At 61.3% G+C, this 16808-nt stretch carries 16 protein-coding genes and 1 tRNA gene; 16 read left to right on the top strand and 1 reads right to left on the bottom strand.

All coding sequences use genetic code 11. From position 1 onward, the window contains the following. Nucleotides 1-130: 130 nt before the first annotated feature. From D0B32_RS31265 to D0B32_RS31240, 6 genes are all read left to right on the top strand, one after another. On the top strand, nucleotides 131-1894 hold the full coding sequence (locus D0B32_RS31265; RefSeq protein ID WP_117338217.1) for an acetolactate synthase 3 catalytic subunit: 1764 nt from the start codon (nucleotides 131-133) through the stop codon (nucleotides 1892-1894). A gap of 108 nt (nucleotides 1895-2002) precedes the next feature. Continuing rightward, nucleotides 2003-2494: an acetolactate synthase small subunit gene (gene ilvN, locus D0B32_RS31260; protein WP_117338215.1), complete on the top strand. Its 492-nt coding sequence runs from the start codon at nucleotides 2003-2005 to the stop codon at nucleotides 2492-2494. 66 nt (nucleotides 2495-2560) lie between these two features. Continuing rightward, nucleotides 2561-3577 (top strand): ketol-acid reductoisomerase, encoded by a 1017-nt coding sequence (gene ilvC / locus D0B32_RS31255; protein ID WP_117338214.1) that lies wholly within the window; start codon nucleotides 2561-2563, stop codon nucleotides 3575-3577. Between the two features lie 167 nt (nucleotides 3578-3744). After that, complete coding sequence (locus D0B32_RS31250) at nucleotides 3745-4389, top strand: phosphatidylserine decarboxylase (protein WP_117338212.1); 645 nt, start codon at nucleotides 3745-3747, stop codon at nucleotides 4387-4389. Between the two features lie 23 nt (nucleotides 4390-4412). Beyond that, entirely contained in the window at nucleotides 4413-5282 is an 870-nt protein-coding gene (pssA, locus tag D0B32_RS31245) for a CDP-diacylglycerol--serine O-phosphatidyltransferase (protein WP_117338210.1), read from the top strand. 377 nt (nucleotides 5283-5659) lie between these two features. Further along, on the top strand, nucleotides 5660-7210 hold the full coding sequence (locus D0B32_RS31240) for a 2-isopropylmalate synthase (RefSeq protein WP_117338208.1): 1551 nt from the start codon (nucleotides 5660-5662) through the stop codon (nucleotides 7208-7210). Between the two features lie 182 nt (nucleotides 7211-7392). On the opposite strand, the gene D0B32_RS31235 is transcribed toward D0B32_RS31240, so the two are convergent. Continuing rightward, nucleotides 7393-7950 carry a hypothetical protein gene (locus D0B32_RS31235; RefSeq protein WP_259295224.1) on the bottom strand — a complete coding sequence of 186 codons (558 nt, stop codon included), beginning with the start codon at nucleotides 7948-7950 and terminating at the stop codon, nucleotides 7393-7395. Between the two features lie 217 nt (nucleotides 7951-8167). Between D0B32_RS31235 and D0B32_RS31230 the strand changes: the two genes are divergently transcribed. The 10 genes from D0B32_RS31230 (at nucleotide 8168) to D0B32_RS31185 (ending at nucleotide 16805) form a co-directional block, all read left to right on the top strand. Continuing rightward, nucleotides 8168-9493 carry a branched-chain amino acid ABC transporter substrate-binding protein gene (locus tag D0B32_RS31230; protein ID WP_181969964.1) on the top strand — a complete coding sequence of 442 codons (1326 nt, stop codon included), beginning with the start codon at nucleotides 8168-8170 and terminating at the stop codon, nucleotides 9491-9493. Between the two features lie 146 nt (nucleotides 9494-9639). Further along, nucleotides 9640-9912 (top strand): 30S ribosomal protein S15, encoded by a 273-nt coding sequence (gene rpsO / locus D0B32_RS31225; protein WP_117338206.1) that lies wholly within the window; start codon nucleotides 9640-9642, stop codon nucleotides 9910-9912. Between the two features lie 307 nt (nucleotides 9913-10219). Next, the gene (gene pnp / locus D0B32_RS31220; protein ID WP_117338204.1) at nucleotides 10220-12355 is read left to right on the top strand and encodes a polyribonucleotide nucleotidyltransferase; all 2136 of its coding nucleotides are present in this window, start codon (nucleotides 10220-10222) and stop codon (nucleotides 12353-12355) included. 150 nt (nucleotides 12356-12505) lie between these two features. After that, nucleotides 12506-13522 carry an NAD(P)H-quinone oxidoreductase gene (locus tag D0B32_RS31215; protein ID WP_117338202.1) on the top strand — a complete coding sequence of 339 codons (1017 nt, stop codon included), beginning with the start codon at nucleotides 12506-12508 and terminating at the stop codon, nucleotides 13520-13522. A 162-nt stretch (nucleotides 13523-13684) separates the two neighbouring features. Beyond that, complete coding sequence (tpiA, locus tag D0B32_RS31210; protein ID WP_117338200.1) at nucleotides 13685-14458, top strand: triose-phosphate isomerase; 774 nt, start codon at nucleotides 13685-13687, stop codon at nucleotides 14456-14458. Nucleotides 14459-14544: 86 nt separating this feature from the next. After that, nucleotides 14545-14922, top strand: coding sequence for a preprotein translocase subunit SecG (secG, locus tag D0B32_RS31205; RefSeq protein WP_117338198.1), 378 nt, complete (start codon nucleotides 14545-14547; stop codon nucleotides 14920-14922). Between the two features lie 112 nt (nucleotides 14923-15034). Further along, nucleotides 15035-15119 (top strand) — tRNA-Leu (locus tag D0B32_RS31200). A gap of 160 nt (nucleotides 15120-15279) precedes the next feature. Next, complete coding sequence (locus D0B32_RS31195; protein ID WP_117338196.1) at nucleotides 15280-15639, top strand: NADH-quinone oxidoreductase subunit A; 360 nt, start codon at nucleotides 15280-15282, stop codon at nucleotides 15637-15639. A gap of 63 nt (nucleotides 15640-15702) precedes the next feature. Continuing rightward, on the top strand, nucleotides 15703-16182 hold the full coding sequence (locus D0B32_RS31190) for an NADH-quinone oxidoreductase subunit B family protein (protein WP_006052903.1): 480 nt from the start codon (nucleotides 15703-15705) through the stop codon (nucleotides 16180-16182). Nucleotides 16183-16202: 20 nt separating this feature from the next. Then, on the top strand, nucleotides 16203-16805 hold the full coding sequence (locus D0B32_RS31185; protein ID WP_117338194.1) for an NADH-quinone oxidoreductase subunit C: 603 nt from the start codon (nucleotides 16203-16205) through the stop codon (nucleotides 16803-16805). Nucleotides 16806-16808 lie beyond the last annotated feature (3 nt).

Raw genomic sequence — 16808 nt, 5'->3', positions numbered from 1 at the left:
AGTGACTGTGTCATTTGAGGTGTGGCCCAAGAAGCTCACCTGTCAACTGGACGCGCCGCTTGAACCCGAGCCACAAGCCCGGCAGAGAGCACCCGATCAATTTTTTGCCGAAAATTCGAAAGGTGAATGTATGAATATGCCCAGCGCGGAATTCTCCACGTCGGATACGACACCCCATCAGGAAACCGACTCTATCGGTGCCACCGTGCTCATGAAGGCACTGGCTGACGAAGACGTCGAGTTTGTCTGGGGCTATCCCGGCGGCTCGGTACTCTATATCTACGACGAGCTGTACAAGCAGGACAAGTTCCAGCACGTGCTGGTGCGCCACGAACAGGCCGCAGTCCATGCCGCGGACGCCTATGCGCGTTCCACGGGCAAGGTCGGTGTGTGCCTCGTGACCTCCGGCCCCGGCGTCACCAATGCGGTGACCGGCATCGCCACCGCCTACATGGACTCGATTCCGCTGGTGGTGATCAGCGGTCAGGTGCCCACCGCGGCAATCGGCCAGGATGCCTTCCAGGAGTGCGATACGGTCGGCATCACGCGTCCCTGCGTGAAGCACAACTTCCTCGTGAAGGACGTGCGCGACCTTGCCGCCACCGTCAAGAAAGCCTTCTTCATTGCCCGTACCGGCCGGCCCGGCCCGGTGCTGATCGACATTCCGAAAGACGTGTCGAAGATGCCCTGCCAGTACGAACCCATGAAGAGCGTCTCGCTGCGTTCGTACAACCCGGTGACGAAGGGCCACTCCGGCCAGATCCGCAAGGCCGTGTCCCTGCTGCTCTCGGCGAAGCGCCCGTACATCTATACCGGCGGCGGCATCATCCTCGCGGACGCCTCGCGTGAGCTGAACCAGTTCGCCGATCTGCTCGGCTACCCCGTCACGAACACGTTGATGGGGCTGGGCGGTTACCGCGCGAGCGACAAGAAATTCCTCGGCATGCTCGGCATGCACGGCACGTACGAAGCCAACATGGCCATGCAGCACTGCGACGTGCTGATCGCCATCGGTGCACGCTTCGACGACCGCGTGATCGGCGATCCGGCGCACTTCGCGTCGCGGCCACGCAAGATCATCCATATCGACATCGATCCCTCTTCCATCTCCAAACGCGTCAAGGTCGACATTCCCATTGTCGGCGACGTCAAGGAAGTGCTGAAGGAACTGATCGAGCAGTTGCAGACGGCCGAACATGGCCCCGACACCGCGGCGCTCGCCGACTGGTGGAAGGACATCGAAGCCTGGCGCGCCAAAGACTGCCTGAAGTACGACCGCAAGAGCGACATCATCAAGCCGCAATACGTGGTGGAAAAGGCCTACGAACTCACGGACGGCAATGCCTTCGTGTGTTCGGACGTCGGCCAGCACCAGATGTGGGCGGCCCAGTTCTATCGCTTCAACAAGCCGCGCCGCTGGATCAACTCCGGCGGGCTCGGCACGATGGGCTTCGGCCTGCCGGCGGCGATGGGCGTGAAGATGGCGCACCCGGACGACGACGTGCTCTGTATCACGGGCGAGGGCTCGATCCAGATGTGCATTCAGGAACTCTCGACCTGCAAGCAGTACGAAACGCCGGTCAAGATCATCTCCCTGAACAACCGCTATCTGGGCATGGTGCGCCAGTGGCAGCAGATCGAATACAGCAAGCGCTATTCGCATTCGTACATGGATGCGCTGCCTGATTTCGTGAAGCTCGCCGAGGCCTACGGTCACGTGGGCATGCGCATCGAGCGGACCGCGGACGTCGAGCCGGCGCTCAAGGAAGCGCTGCGCCTGAAAGATCGCACCGTGTTTCTCGATTTCCAGACTGATCCGACCGAAAACGTCTGGCCGATGGTTCAGGCCGGCAAGGGCATCACTGAGATGCTGCTGGGTTCGGAAGATCTATAACGACCGTTTTTGATGCCGGCTTCGCTCTGCGCGCCTTCAAAAAAGGCGAGGGCGGACGAGGCGGCGTCTGACGGCTCGATACATCACACATCTGGAAGAAGCGAAATCATGAGACACATTATTTCCGTCCTGCTGGAGAACGAACCAGGCGCACTCTCGCGCGTGGTAGGTCTGTTTTCCGCGCGCGGGTACAACATTGAAACCTTGACGGTGGCGCCGACCGAAGACCGTTCGCTGTCGCGTATGACCATCGTTTCCATTGGCTCGGACGACGTGATCGAACAGATCACGAAGCATTTGAACCGCCTGATCGAGGTGGTGAAAGTGGTCGACCTTACCGAGGGCGCCCATATCGAGCGCGAGCTGATGTTGATCAAGGTAAGGGCGGTCGGCAAGGAACGTGAGGAGATGAAGCGGATGTCGGATATTTTCCGCGGCCGCATCATCGACGTCACCGAAAAGACCTACACGATTGAACTGACCGGCGCGAGCGAGAAGCTCGATGCGTTCATCGAAGGGATCGACGCCACCGCGATTCTCGAAACGGTCCGCACGGGCGGCTCGGGGATCGGCCGCGGCGAACGCATTCTAAAAGTCTGACGCCAGGCGCGACACACGCACTATTTGAATTTCACCGATTTCATCGAATTTAGCCAAGGAACTGACATGAAAGTTTTCTACGACAAGGACGCCGACCTCTCCCTCATCAAGGGCAAGCAAGTCACCATCATCGGCTATGGCTCGCAAGGCCATGCGCACGCACTGAACCTGAGCGAAAGCGGCGTCAAGGTGACGGTCGGTCTGCGCAAGGGTGGCGCATCGTGGAGCAAGGCTGAGAACGCCGGCCTGCAGGTCAAGGAAGTGGCGGAAGCCGTGAAGGGTGCAGACGTCGTCATGATGCTGCTGCCGGACGAGCAGATCGCCGAAGTCTATGCGAAAGAAGTGCACGCCAACGCCAAGGAAGGCGCGGCGCTCGCCTTCGCGCACGGCTTCAACGTGCATTACGGCCAGGTCATTCCGCGTGCCGACCTCGACGTCATCATGATCGCACCGAAGGCGCCGGGCCACACGGTGCGCGGCACCTACTCGCAAGGTGGCGGCGTGCCGCACCTGATCGCGGTGGCGCAGGACAAGTCGGGCGCAGCCCGTGACATCGCGCTGTCGTACGCAGCAGCGAACGGCGGCGGCCGTGCCGGCATCATCGAAACCAACTTCCGTGAAGAAACCGAAACCGACCTGTTCGGCGAGCAGGCCGTGCTGTGCGGCGGTACGGTCGACCTGATCAAGGCTGGCTTCGAAACGCTGGTGGAAGCGGGCTATGCGCCGGAAATGGCGTACTTCGAATGCCTGCACGAACTGAAGCTGATCGTCGACCTGATCTATGAAGGCGGCATCGCCAACATGAACTACTCGATCTCGAACAATGCCGAGTACGGCGAGTACGTGACGGGTCCGAAGATCGTGACGGCTGAAACGAAGAAGGCGATGAAGCAGGTGCTGACCGACATTCAGACGGGCGAGTACGCGAAGAGCTTCATCATCGAAAATCGCGCTGGCGCACCGACGCTGCAATCGCGCCGCCGTCTGACGGCTGAACACCAGATCGAAACGGTCGGTGCGAAGCTGCGCGCGATGATGCCGTGGATCGCCAAGAACAAGCTGGTCGATCAGTCGAAGAACTAAGCGACGCGTTTCGCCAGCAACTCGGCTACGAACGGCCCCTGTGGCCGTTCCCGACCGGCGCGGCGCGCTTGCGAAAGGCGCCGGTCACGCAAAAAGCCGCCCAAGGGTGCTGAACCCTGGGCGGCTTTTGCTATGCTACGGTTTTACAAAAATACAGAAGCCAATCCATGAATTACCCTCACCCGATCATCGCGCGCGAAGGCTGGCCGTTTATCGCCATCGCGGCCGTCGTTGCGTTGTTGATCCAAGCCTTCGCGGGATTCGGCTTTGCCTGGTTGTTCTGGCTGCTGCTCATTTTCGTGGTGCAGTTCTTCCGCGATCCGGCCCGTCCCATCCCCACGCAAGCCAACGCCGTGCTGTGCCCGGCAGACGGGCGCATCGTTGCCGTCGAAACCACCCATGATCCGTATGCGAACCGTGAAGCGCTGAAGATCAGCGTGTTCATGAACGTGTTCAATGTGCACTCGCAACGCTCGCCGGTGGATGGCGCGATCTCGAAGGTCGAATACTTTCCGGGCGCGTATCTGAACGCGGCGGTCGACAAGGCCTCGCTCGAAAACGAACGCAATGCGCTCGTCATCGAAACCGCCAGCGGCCATACCGTGACGTCGGTGCAGATTGCCGGCCTGATCGCGCGGCGCATTCTTTGCTACGTTCGTGCAGGTGAGCCGCTCACGCGTGGTCAGCGTTATGGCTTCATCCGTTTTGGCTCGCGGGTCGACGTGTATCTGCCGGTGGGCAGCCGTCCGCGCGTGTCGATTGGCGAAAAGGTTTCGGCCTCGTCGACCATTCTTGCTGAACTCGAACTGTAAAGCGGCACAAAGGAGGTTGTCCGATGGCCGCATTCAAGCGTCGTCCCCGTAACAACGCTGCACCGCAGCCGCGGCCGTTTCGCCGCAACAAGCCGATGGTGCAGGAAACAGGGGCGATCGACAGCCGCCGCGCGGCGCGCCAGCAGTTTTTGAGGAAGCGCGGCATTTACCTGTTGCCCAATGCGTTCACCACGGCCGCGCTGTTCTGCGGTTTCTTCGCGGTGGTGCAGGCCATGAACGTGCGCTTCGAAGTGGCGGCCATCGCCATTTTCGTCGCGATGGTGCTCGACGGCATGGACGGTCGCGTGGCGCGCATGACGCACACGCAGAGCGCGTTCGGTGAACAGTTCGACAGTCTGTCGGACATGGTGTCGTTCGGCGTGGCGCCGGCGCTCGTGATGTACGAATGGGTGCTAAAAGATCTCGGCCGCTGGGGCTGGCTCGCGGCCTTCGTGTATTGCTCGGGCGCGGCGCTGCGGCTCGCGCGCTTCAATACCAACATCGGTGTGGTCGACAAGCGTTTCTTCCAGGGCATGCCCAGCCCGGCGGCGGCTGCGTTGATCGCGGGTTTCGTGTGGCTCGCCACGGATAACCGTGTGCCGGTCAAGCTCGTATGGCTGCCGTGGGTGGCCTTCGTGCTGACCATCTACGCCGGTGTCACGATGGTCTCGAATGCGCCGTTTTACAGCGGCAAGGCGCTCGATGTGCGGCACCGCGTGCCGTTCGGCGTGATTCTGCTGGTCGTGGTGGCGTTCGTGCTGGTGTCGTCGGATCCGCCGTTGATGCTGTTCGGGCTGTTCGTACTGTATGGCCTGTCGGGTTACGCGTTCTGGGGCTACCAGATACTGCGGGGCAGGGCGAATCCGGCGCGCTCGGTGCAGCGGGACCGCTGAGTGCACTTGGCAAGATCAAGGACGGTAGCCTTCGGGCTGCCGTTTTTCATTGCAGTCTCCGCTGCGCGTACCGCCCGCGCGAGCGCTGCTCAGACCGCCGCCAGGGCCGCGCCAGCGCGCCGATCGGGCAGGTGTGCGCCCAATTGCAGGATTACTGGATTGCCGCTATAGTCGCTGGATGGTTACGTTCACGTTCCCCTTCCAATCTCTTCAAGCCGGCGCGCTGCTATGCGTGCTAGCGCTAGCGCGTCTACCGCGCTGATCGTTTTCGCCCTCCGTCTGCCTCGTTCGTTGTTTGGCGTCGCCTGCGGTGGCGCAAACACCCGAATTTCGTTTTTCGATCCCCTTATTGACCGAATCCTCCCAGGAGACCCGCGATGGCAGACAAACTGATCATTTTCGACACGACCTTGCGCGATGGCGAGCAATCGCCCGGTGCGTCGATGACGAAGGAAGAAAAAATCCGCATTGCCAAACAACTGGAGCGGATGAAAGTGGACGTCATCGAAGCCGGCTTTGCGGCGAGTTCGAATGGCGATTTCGATGCGATCCACACCATCGCGTCGATGGTCAAGGACAGCACCGTCTGCTCGCTCGCCCGCGCCAACGACAAGGACATTCAGCGCGCCGCCGACGCGCTGAAACCGGCCGATCACTTCCGCATCCACACGTTCATCGCCACGTCGCCGCTGCACATGGAAAAGAAATTGCGCATGACGCCGGATCAGGTGTTCGAGCAGGCGAAGCTCGCCGTGCGTTTTGCGCGCAAGTTCACCAACGACGTCGAGTTTTCGCCGGAAGACGGCAGCCGTTCGGACATGGACTTTCTGTGCCGCGTGCTGGAAGCCGTGATTGCCGAGGGCGCCACGACCATCAACATCGCGGATACGGTGGGCTACGGCGTGCCGGAACTGTACGGGCAACTCGTCAAGACGCTGCGCGAGCGGATTCCGAATTCGGACAAGGCCGTGTTCTCGGTGCACTGTCACAACGACCTCGGCATGGCGGTCGCGAACTCGCTGGCCGGCGTGCAGATTGGCGGTGCGCGTCAGGTGGAATGCACGATCAACGGTCTCGGCGAACGCGCGGGCAATACCTCGCTCGAAGAGATCGTGATGGCGGTCAAGACCCGTAAGGATTACTTCGGTCTCGAAGTCGGACTCGACACCACGCAGATCGTGCCGGCCTCGAAGCTCGTCTCGCAGGTCACCGGTTTCGTCGTGCAGCCGAACAAGGCCGTGGTGGGCGCCAACGCCTTCGCGCACGCTTCGGGCATCCATCAGGACGGCGTGCTGAAAGCGCGTGACACTTACGAAATCATGCGAGCCGAAGACGTGGGCTGGAGTGCGAACAAGATCGTGCTCGGCAAACTGTCGGGTCGTAACGCGTTCAAGCAGCGTCTCCAGGAACTGGGCGTCGCGCTCGACAGCGAAGCTGCGCTGAACACGGCGTTTGCGCGCTTCAAGGAACTGGCTGACCGCAAGGCCGAGATCTTCGACGAAGACATCATGTCGATCGTCACCGAAGAATCCGAAGAGGCGCAGCAGAAGGAGCACTACAAGTTCGTGTCGCTTGCGCAGCGTTCGGAAACGGGCGAGCAGCCGCAGGCGCGCATCGTGTTCTCGATGGAGGGCAAGGAAGTGACCGGCGAAGCACGTGGCAACGGTCCCGTGGACGCTACGCTCAACGCGATCGAAAGCGAAGTGGGCAGCGGCTCGGAGTTGCTGTTGTACTCGGTGAACGCGATCACCACCGGCACGCAGGCGCAAGGCGAAGTGACGGTGCGTCTGTCAAAGAGCGGGCGCATCGTGAATGGCGTGGGCACCGATCCGGATATCGTCGCGGCCTCCGCCAAGGCGTACATTTCGGCGCTCAACAAGCTGTATTCGAATGACAAGCTGAACCCGCAGCGTTCGGAAGGTCCGTGAGCGCGGCCGGACGCTATTGAGGTCACGTTTCACGCAGCGGCGTAATCCGCGCCGCCGCACATCAAAAGGCCCTCGTCACTTATCCGTGACGAGGGCCTTTTGCATGCTGCCTGTGACGTGCTGCGTGTGGTCTGCTGGAGGTGGATCAAAGGGCGAGCTAACATGCCGCGCGCTTGCTACCTTCAGAAAAAGTTACGGCGATCCGGGTCGTGCAGCGGATCCGGCGTTTTCTGCGTGAGCCTCAGGATGCCCTGGTCATCGAAATAGAAGCTGTACATCATGTACCAGACGTTCGATTCCATGTAGCGATAGGTCCAGACCTCGCGCTTCATCAGCGGGAAGTAGGAGGTCTCCACGGGGCGGCCGAAATTGACCAGCACGTCGCTCTTGGTCCACGTGCCGATCTGCGCCTTGTAGAACTCAAGCGGATCCAGCACCTGACGCACGTTGACGATCTTGCCGGCGCCGTCGATATCCGCGGCGGTGGTGGTTTCGCCCATCGGCTGCGTGGGCCACATCAGGCGTTTGCCGCCGTTGGGCAAGTCGTAGACTTCGCGCGGCGGCCCGAGCGTCGCCACAATGGTGGACTCGTCCTGGCCCTGCTGAAACCGCTGCCACGGCTGTGCGCAGCCCGCCAGTAGCAGCGTGCCGAAGCAGACAAGCGCAGCGCGCCGCAGGTGTGCGCGCCGCCGCGCCGCTGAAAGCGTCGAGGCAAGCACGGTTGAGAGGCGGGTCAACATGAATTCCTCCGATGGCGTGTGATGGTGGTTGTTATCATCGAGACGCAATATTTTGACACGCGCGACGGCAAAAGATTGTGTGGATCGTGTGCGGCCTGCGCAGTGTAAGGTCCTTACAAGAAACGCTCGCCCCAAGTTCGTAACGCTTCAGTGTGCTTGCTTATTCCGCGCTGCCCGTCCTATGATCCGCGCTTCAAATGATTCAGAGGAGCTGCGCATGGCGGCGAAGTGGGGACGCGCCATAGCGGCGTTGACAGCAGCAATGATGATGACGGTGCAACTGGCGGCGCACGCGGCCTCCGCATCGTCTGCGGCGACTCCTGCGACTCCTGCGACCACGAGCCCAGCGCCGGCCGGCGCGCCGATCCCGTTGGCACTGATCGAAGGCATGTCCGGGCCGTTTGCGAACGCCGGAGCGGCGGTGGAGCGCAATCTGCGCCTCGGGGTCGAGCAGGTTAACGCGCAGGGCGGCGTGAAACTGGCCGACGGCGCGCATCCACTGGAACTGGTCGTGCTGGACAGCAAGGGCTCCATGGAAGAAGCGCTGGTGCAGTTGCGCGCGGCTGCCGACCGCCATATTGGCTACATCCTGCAAGGCAACAGCTCGGCCGTAGCGGCGGCACTCGTGAGTGCCATCGAGAAGCAGAATAGCCGCGAGCCCGACAACCGCGAGCTGTTCCTCAACTATTCCGCCGACGATCCCGCGCTCACCAATGCCAGTTGCAGCTTCTGGCACTTCCGCTTCGACGCGCACGCCGGCATGCGAATGGACGCGCTCGTGGACGTTATCCAGCGCGATCAGGCGGTCAAGAAGGTGTATCTGCTGAATCAGGATTACAGCTTCGGCCACGACGTGAGCAATCTCGCGCGCTCGACTTTGGCTGCTAAACGGCCCGATATCGCGATTGTCGGCGACGAGTTTCATCCCATTGGCCGCGTGAAGGATTTCGCGCCCTATATCGCGAAGATCAAGGCGAGTGGCGCGGACGCCGTCATCACGGGCAACTGGGGCAACGATCTGACCTTGCTGGTCAAGGCGGCCCGCGAGCAGGGCCTCGCCGCGAAGTTCTATACCTTCTACGGCAATAGCTTGGGCGCGCCCGCTGCGCTCGGGGACGCCGGCGTGAACCGGGTGGTCGCCGTGGCTGACTGGCATCCGAATGCTGGTGGGGCGGACTCCGATGCCTGGTACAAGGCGTTCCGCACCCGTTTTCCGGCAGCGCAAGACGACTACCCGGTATTGCGCATGGTGCTGATGGTGCACATGCTGGCCGCCGCGATGGACAAGGCCGGTACGGCCCAGCCGGAAGCCGTGGCGAAGGCGCTGGAAGGCATGAAGTTCGACAACGGTTTTCACGCCTCGTGGATGCGCGCCGACGACCATCAATTGATCCAGCCCCTTTATGTCATGGAGATGGACAAGGCTGGCACGCCGGGCGTGCGCTTCGATAACGAAGGCTCGGGCTATGGCTTCCGCACGGTACTCGCGCTGACGCCGCAGCAGACCGTGCTGCCCACCACTTGCCACATGGCGCGCCCATAAGGAAGCGCCTGTGACGCCCGGCTTCGCTCCGCGCCACACAGCGGGGTTCGCCGGACGTTCGGGCTGTGCTACAATACGCCCCTCGTTGTAAGCCACGGCACGGCCTTTCTTCCGTGACCGCCTGTTTAGTTCTTAAGGAAATCAATATGTCCGCAGTTGAAACAAGCAAGAAATCCGAAGTCGTCGCGCAATTCGCACGCGCTGCTAACGACACCGGATCCCCCGAAGTGCAGGTCGCTTTGCTGACGACCCGCATCAACGAACTGACGGTTCACTTCAAGGCCCACACGAAGGATCACCACAGCCGCCGCGGTCTGCTGCGCATGGTGAGCCGCCGTCGTAAGCTGCTCGACTACCTGAAGGGTAAGGATGCGGATCGTTACCGCTCGCTGATCGAGAAGCTGGGTCTGCGTAAGTAATCGGGCGCGCGGTTAGGCGCTCTCAGCAAGATGCCTGTGTCAGTTCACTGATACAGGCATTTTGTTTTTGCACGGTACGCTTCATGTGAGGTGTGCCGACCGTTGTCCGCAGTAGCGTGCCGGTTCATGCGGCGGACAACATCCAACATGGCCGGGCTTCAGGGGCAGAGCTTTGTGTCATTCCAGCGGTTCGCGCGCTCGAGCGTGGTTCTCTGGAATGGCATATCACTACTCTTCCCCATGCGGCGCCGGTCCTGGCGTTGCCGCGCCGCTTCTGGTCCGCGCGGCATTACGATGAGGAAAAGAAATGACTCTGTTCAATAAGATCGTCAAAGAATTCAAGTGGGGACAACATAACGTTCGCCTCGAAACCGGTGAAATCGCCCGTCAGGCGAGCGGCGCTGTGATTGTCGACGTCGAAGACACCGTGGTGCTGGCAACCGTCGTAGGCGCAAAGACCGCCAAGCCGGGTCAGGATTTCTTCCCGCTGACGGTCGACTACCTCGAAAAGACCTACGCAGCCGGCAAGATCCCCGGTGGCTTCTTCCGCCGTGAAGGCCGTCCTTCGGAAGGCGAAACGCTGATCTCCCGCCTGATCGACCGTCCGCTGCGTCCGCTGTTCCCGGAAGGCTTCTACAACGAAGTCCAGGTCGTGATCCACGTCCTGTCGCTGAACCCGGAAATCCCCGCTGACATTCCCGCGCTGATCGGCGCGTCGGCGGCGCTCGCCGTGTCGGGTCTGCCGTTCAACGGCCCGGTCGGTGCTGCACGCGTGGCCTACATCAACAACGAATACGTGTTGAACCCGACGCGTCCGCAAATGAAGGAATCGGCACTCGACCTGGTCGTCGCCGGTACGGAACGCGCGGTGCTGATGGTGGAATCGGAAGCGCAGCAACTGAGCGAAGAAGTGATGCTCGGCGCGGTCGTGTTCGGTCACGAGCAAATGCAGATCGCGATCGACGCGATCCATGAACTGGTCCGCGAAGGCGGCAAGCCGGAATGGGACTGGCAGCCGGCTGCGAAGAACGAGCCGCTGATTGCACGCGTGTCGGAACTGGCGCAAGACAACCTGCTCGCCGCTTATCAGATTCGCGACAAGCAAGCCCGTTCGACCAAGCTGAAGGAAGTCTACGCAGCCGTGTCGGCGAAGCTGGAAGAAGACGCTGCGGCAGGCGGTACGGTCGCGGCCGACAAGGCAACGGTCGGCAACGTCCTGTTCGACATCGAAGCGAAGATCGTCCGTTCGCAGATCCTGAACGGCGAGCCGCGTATCGACGGTCGCGACACGCGTACCGTGCGCCCCATCGAAATCCGCACCGGCGTGCTGCCGCGTACGCACGGCTCGGCACTGTTCACGCGTGGCGAAACCCAGGCTCTGGTGGTCGCGACGCTCGGTACGAAGGGCGACGAGCAGAACATCGACGCGCTCGAAGGCGAGTACCGCGAACGCTTCATGCTCCACTACAACATGCCGCCGTTCGCGACCGGCGAAACGGGCCGCGTCGGTTCGCCGAAGCGCCGTGAAATCGGTCACGGCCGTCTGGCCAAGCGCGCGCTGGCTGCGTGCCTGCCGAGCGCCGACGAATTCGGCTACTCGATCCGCGTGGTGTCGGAAATCACGGAATCGAACGGTTCGTCGTCGATGGCTTCGGTGTGCGGCGGTTGCCTCGCACTGATGGACGCAGGCGTGCCGATGAAGGCGCACGTTGCCGGCATCGCGATGGGCCTGATCCTCGAAGGCAACAAGTTCGCTGTGCTGACCGACATCCTTGGCGACGAAGATCACCTCGGCGACATGGACTTCAAGGTGGCGGGTACGGAAAACGGCGTGACCGCGCTGCAGATGGACATCAAGATCCAGGGCATCACCAAGGAAATCATGCAGGTCGCCCTCGCGCAAGCGAAGGAAGGCCGTATGCACATCCTGAGCAAGATGACCTCGGCCGTGGCCGGCGCGAACACGCAACTGTCGGAGTTCGCACCGCGCATGATCACCATCAAGATCAACCCGGAAAAGATCCGCGACGTGATCGGCAAGGGTGGTTCGGTGATCCGCGCGCTGACGGAAGAAACCGGCACGACGATCGATATTTCGGACGACGGCGTCGTCACCATCGCCAGCACGAGCAGCGAAGGGATGGCCGAAGCGAAGAAGCGTATCGAGAACATCACGCTGGAAGTCGAAGTGGGCCAGGTGTACGAAGGCACCGTGCTCAAGCTGCTCGACTTCGGCGCGATCGTGAACATCCTGCCGGGCAAGGACGGTCTGCTGCATATCTCCGAAATCGCCAACGAGCGTATCAAGGACATCAACGACTACCTGAAGGACGGCCAGCAAGTGAAGGTCAAGGTCATCCAGACGGACGAGAAGGGCCGCGTGCGTTTGTCGGCCAAGGCGTTGCTGAACGACGCGCCGCAAGGCGAACCGACGCCGCAGTAATGCGGTAGCAGGGCAACGGCCGGCAGCGCGAACGCGCGCCGGCCGTTTTTCATGTAGGGTGGATTGCATTGCAAACTGGCGCGAAACGGCGGGAAATTTGCTCCTCCGCACTCCGTTTGCAACGTTATCCAGACCTTGGGGGTCACGTCGATGAAAGCGATCGAAATTACGGAATTCGGTGATCCGGATGTCCTGAAACTCGCCGAGCGGCCCACGCCGCAACTGAAAGCAGGCGAGGTGCTGATCAAGGTGGCGGCCTCGGGTGTCAACCGGCCCGACGTGTTTCAGCGCAAGGGCGGCTACGCGCCGCCGCCGGGCGCGTCGGATCTGCCGGGCCTTGAGGTCGCGGGGGAAATTGTCGGCGGCACGATCGACGAGAAGCACAATCCGTTTGGCCTGAAGATAGGCGATCGCGTGTGCGCGCTGCTGGCCGGCGGCGGCTATGCGGAACTGGCCGCGGCGCCGCTCGCGCAGTGTCTGCCGGTGCCGGCTGGATTGTCGGATGTCGAGGCGGCATCGCTGCCGGAAACGTTCTTCACCGTGTGGAGCAACGTATTCGAGCGGGCGTATCTCGGCGCGGGCGAAGGCGGGGCAAACGAAACGCTGCTGGTGCAGGGCGGTTCGAGCGGGATCGGCGTGACGGCAATCCAGATTGCGCATGCGCTGGGCTTCCGGGTGTTCGCCACGGCGGGGACCGACGAGAAATGCCGCGCCTGCGAGGCGCTCGGCGCGGAGCGGGCGATCAACTACAAGTCCGAAGATTTCGTCGAGGTCATCAAATCGCTGACGAATGACCGAGGCGTGGACGTGATTCTCGACATGGTGGGCGGCAACTACGTCCCGCGCGAATTGACCGCGCTCGCCGATGGTGGCCGAATTGTGATGATCGCGACGCTGGGCGGCGTGAAGGCGGAACTGAATCTGGCGGAAATACTACGCCGCCGTCTCACGCTCACAGGCTCGACGTTGCGTCCGCGGCCGGTCGAGTTCAAGGCGAAGATCGCAGCGCAGTTGAAGGAACGGGTGTGGCCGCATCTCGAAGATGGCCGCATCAAACCGGTGATCTACAAGGTATTCCCGGCGGCGCAGGCGGCTGAAGCGCATGCGCTCATGGAAAGCAGCACGCACGTCGGCAAGATCATGCTGAGCTGGGATGCCGGTGTTTGACATGGTGCAGGCCTGACAGGCGCGGTTTGACCCAATCCGCCTGCTCGAAGTAAAATTCCGTGTTTTGCGTGCGCCTCGTGATGTCAGCGGGCGGGTGGTTCCGACAAACTCGCGGTGCACATTCGGCTCAAACCGGATTCGCCGTTACGACAAGCCGAGACGATGCCGAAGCAACGAGCAAAACTGGTAGTAGGTAACTGGAAGATGCACGGGCGTCTCGCTGAGAACGCGGCCCTGCTCGAAGCGGTAGCGCAGGGCGCTGCCGAGTTGCCTGAAAGCGTGCGAGTTGGCGTTTGTGTGCCGTTTCCGTATCTGGCGCAAGCGCAGGCACTGCTGGCGGGCAGCCGGGTAGCGTGGGGCGCGCAGGATGTCTCCGAGCACACGCAGGGCGCTTACACCGGCGAAGTGGCCGCCGCCATGATCGTGGATTTTGGCTCGTCGCTGGTCGTGGTTGGGCACTCGGAGCGGCGTACCTATCACCATGAAGGTGCTGAGCTGGTGGCCGTCAAGACGCAGCGTGCGCTCGAGGCAGGTTTGACGCCGATCGTCTGCGTGGGCGAAACGCTGGAACAGCGAGAAGCGGGCGAAATGCATCAGGTGGTCGGCGAGCAGATCGATGCCGTGCTGGCGAAGCTGTCGGCACAAGAGGCGGTGCGCATCGTGGTGGCGTATGAGCCTATCTGGGCCATCGGCACCGGCAAGAGCGCCACGTCGCAACAGGCGCAAGAGGTGCACGCATTTTTGCGCGAGCGTCTGGTCGCCAAGGGTGCTCAAGATGTGCCGCTGTTGTACGGCGGCAGCGTGAAGCCGGAAAATGCGGAAGAATTGTTCCGTGAGCCGGATATCGACGGCGGCCTCGTGGGCGGCGCGTCATTGAAGTACAAGGATTTCCTGGCAATCTGCGAAGCGGCCGGCGCGGTAAGCGTCACGCAATAAATCGGGCGGATTGCAGGGGCGAAGCAGGCTCCATTGCGTGCGGTGCATCTCGTGCCGCGCGATTAATAAAGACTCAGGTGAGTGTGATGCTGTATTTGAAAACTTTGATTATCGTCGTGCAGTTGTTGTCGGCACTTGGGGTGATTGGCCTCGTGTTGCTGCAGCACGGAAAGGGCGCTGACATGGGCGCTGCTTTTGGTAGTGGCGCGTCGGGTAGTTTGTTCGGCGCGACGGGTTCGGCCAACTTCCTTTCGCGTACCACGGCCATTCTGGCGGCAATCTTTTTTATTACCACGCTGACGCTCACGTATCTCGGTGCGTATCGCGCGAAGCCTTCTGCTGGCTTGCTCGGCACAGTAGCGACGGCACCGGTTGCAGCCTCGTCGGCAAGCATGCCGGCAGGTGCGTCGGTCGTTGCGCCGGCTACTGCCGCGTCGACTCCGGGCCAGGACGTGCCGAAATAAATTTTCGTTCTGTGTGCTCTTGTGCGTTGAACAATCTGTTTAAACAAGTTACAATTCAAGTCTTGAAGCGATTCGCGGGTTTTATAAGTTGATTTCCCGGATTGCAGACAGTGCCGACGTGGTGAAATTGGTAGACACGCTATCTTGAGGGGGTAGTGGCGAAAGCTGTGCGAGTTCGAGTCTCGCCGTCGGCACCAATGTTATCTAATGCCAGCCGCTTGCTTCGCTCTCGGCTGGCATTTTCGCTTCTGGCTGGGTGTTTGCGTTAAGCTTGCAACGTCAAGCACGCCGAAGTGATTTCGCGTCAGGTGAGTCCCCTCCCTGGCAGCATTCACAACCAACCGATTGAGGATAGTCTTGAACCTCGCAGCCTATTACCCCGTCTTGTTGTTTCTCCTGGTGGGCACTGGTTTAGGCGTGGCATTGGTCAGTATCGGCAAGATCCTCGGTCCGAACAAGCCCGATACCGAGAAGAACGCACCGTACGAGTGCGGCTTCGAAGCATTCGAGGACGCGCGCATGAAGTTCGACGTGCGCTATTACCTTGTCGCCATTCTCTTCATTATTTTCGACCTTGAAACCGCGTTCCTGTTTCCGTGGGGCGTCGCCCTGCGTGACATCGGCTGGCCGGGCTTCATGGCAATGATGATTTTCCTGCTCGAATTCCTGTTGGGTTTCGCCTACATCTGGAAGAAGGGCGGCCTCGACTGGGAATGATGGATTAATCGCCGGTTTGCGTGGGTGGCCAACGCTCGCCGCCCCGTCTGGAGTGGAAAGCAAATGAGTATCGAAGGGGTCTTGAAGGAAGGGTTTGTCACCACCACGGCTGACAAGCTGATCAACTGGACGCGTACCGGCTCCCTGTGGCCGATGACGTTCGGTCTTGCGTGTTGCGCGGTCGAGATGATGCATGCGGGTGCAGCCCGTTATGACCTCGACCGTTTTGGCGTTGTGTTTCGTCCAAGTCCGCGACAGTCGGACGTGATGATCGTCGCCGGCACGCTGTGCAACAAGATGGCGCCCGCTCTGCGCAAGGTCTACGATCAGATGGCCGAGCCGCGCTGGGTGATCTCGATGGGCTCGTGCGCGAACGGCGGCGGCTACTACCACTACTCGTATTCGGTGGTGCGGGGCTGTGACCGGATCGTGCCGGTCGACGTCTATGTGCCGGGTTGTCCGCCGACCGCCGAAGCGCTGGTCTACGGCGTGATCCAGCTCCAGGCCAAGATCCGTCGCACCAACACCATCGCCCGTCAATAAGGCCAAAGCCTCCCCACTATATGGCAAGCAAACTCGAGACCCTCAAAGCGAACCTCGAGGCGGCCTTTGGCGGCCGCCTGCAGAGCGTCACCGAAGCAATCGGTGAACTGACGATCGTTGTAAAGGCAAGTGAATATCTCGACGTGCTCACGCATCTGCGTGACGACGCTGCGCTGCATTTCGAGCAACTCGTCGATCTGTGCGGCGTCGACTATCAGACCTACGGCGATGGTTCGTACGACGGTCCGCGTTTCGCTGCGGTGCTGCATCTGCTGTCGGTATCGAACAACTGGCGTTTGCGCGTGCGTGTATTCGCGCCGAACGACGACGTGCCGCTCATCCCGTCGGTGGTCGATGTGTGGAGTTCGGCCAACTGGTACGAGCGCGAAGCCTTCGACCTGTACGGTATCGTCTTTGAAGGTCACCCGGACCTGCGCCGCATCCTGACCGACTACGGTTTCATCGGTCACCCGTTCCGTAAGGATTTCCCGATTTCCGGCTACGTCGAAATGCGCTACGACCCGGAAGAGAAGCGCGTCGTCTATCAGCCTGTGACGATCGAGCCGCGGGAAATCACGCCGCGCGTGATCCGCGAGGATCGCTATGGCGGTCTGAAACACTAAGAG

Source organism: Paraburkholderia sp. DHOC27, from assembly GCF_003429005.1.
Lineage (GTDB): Bacteria > Pseudomonadota > Gammaproteobacteria > Burkholderiales > Burkholderiaceae > Paraburkholderia.
Note: the sequence above shows the minus strand (reverse complement) of the source record. Positions and strands in the feature narration are given on the sequence as shown.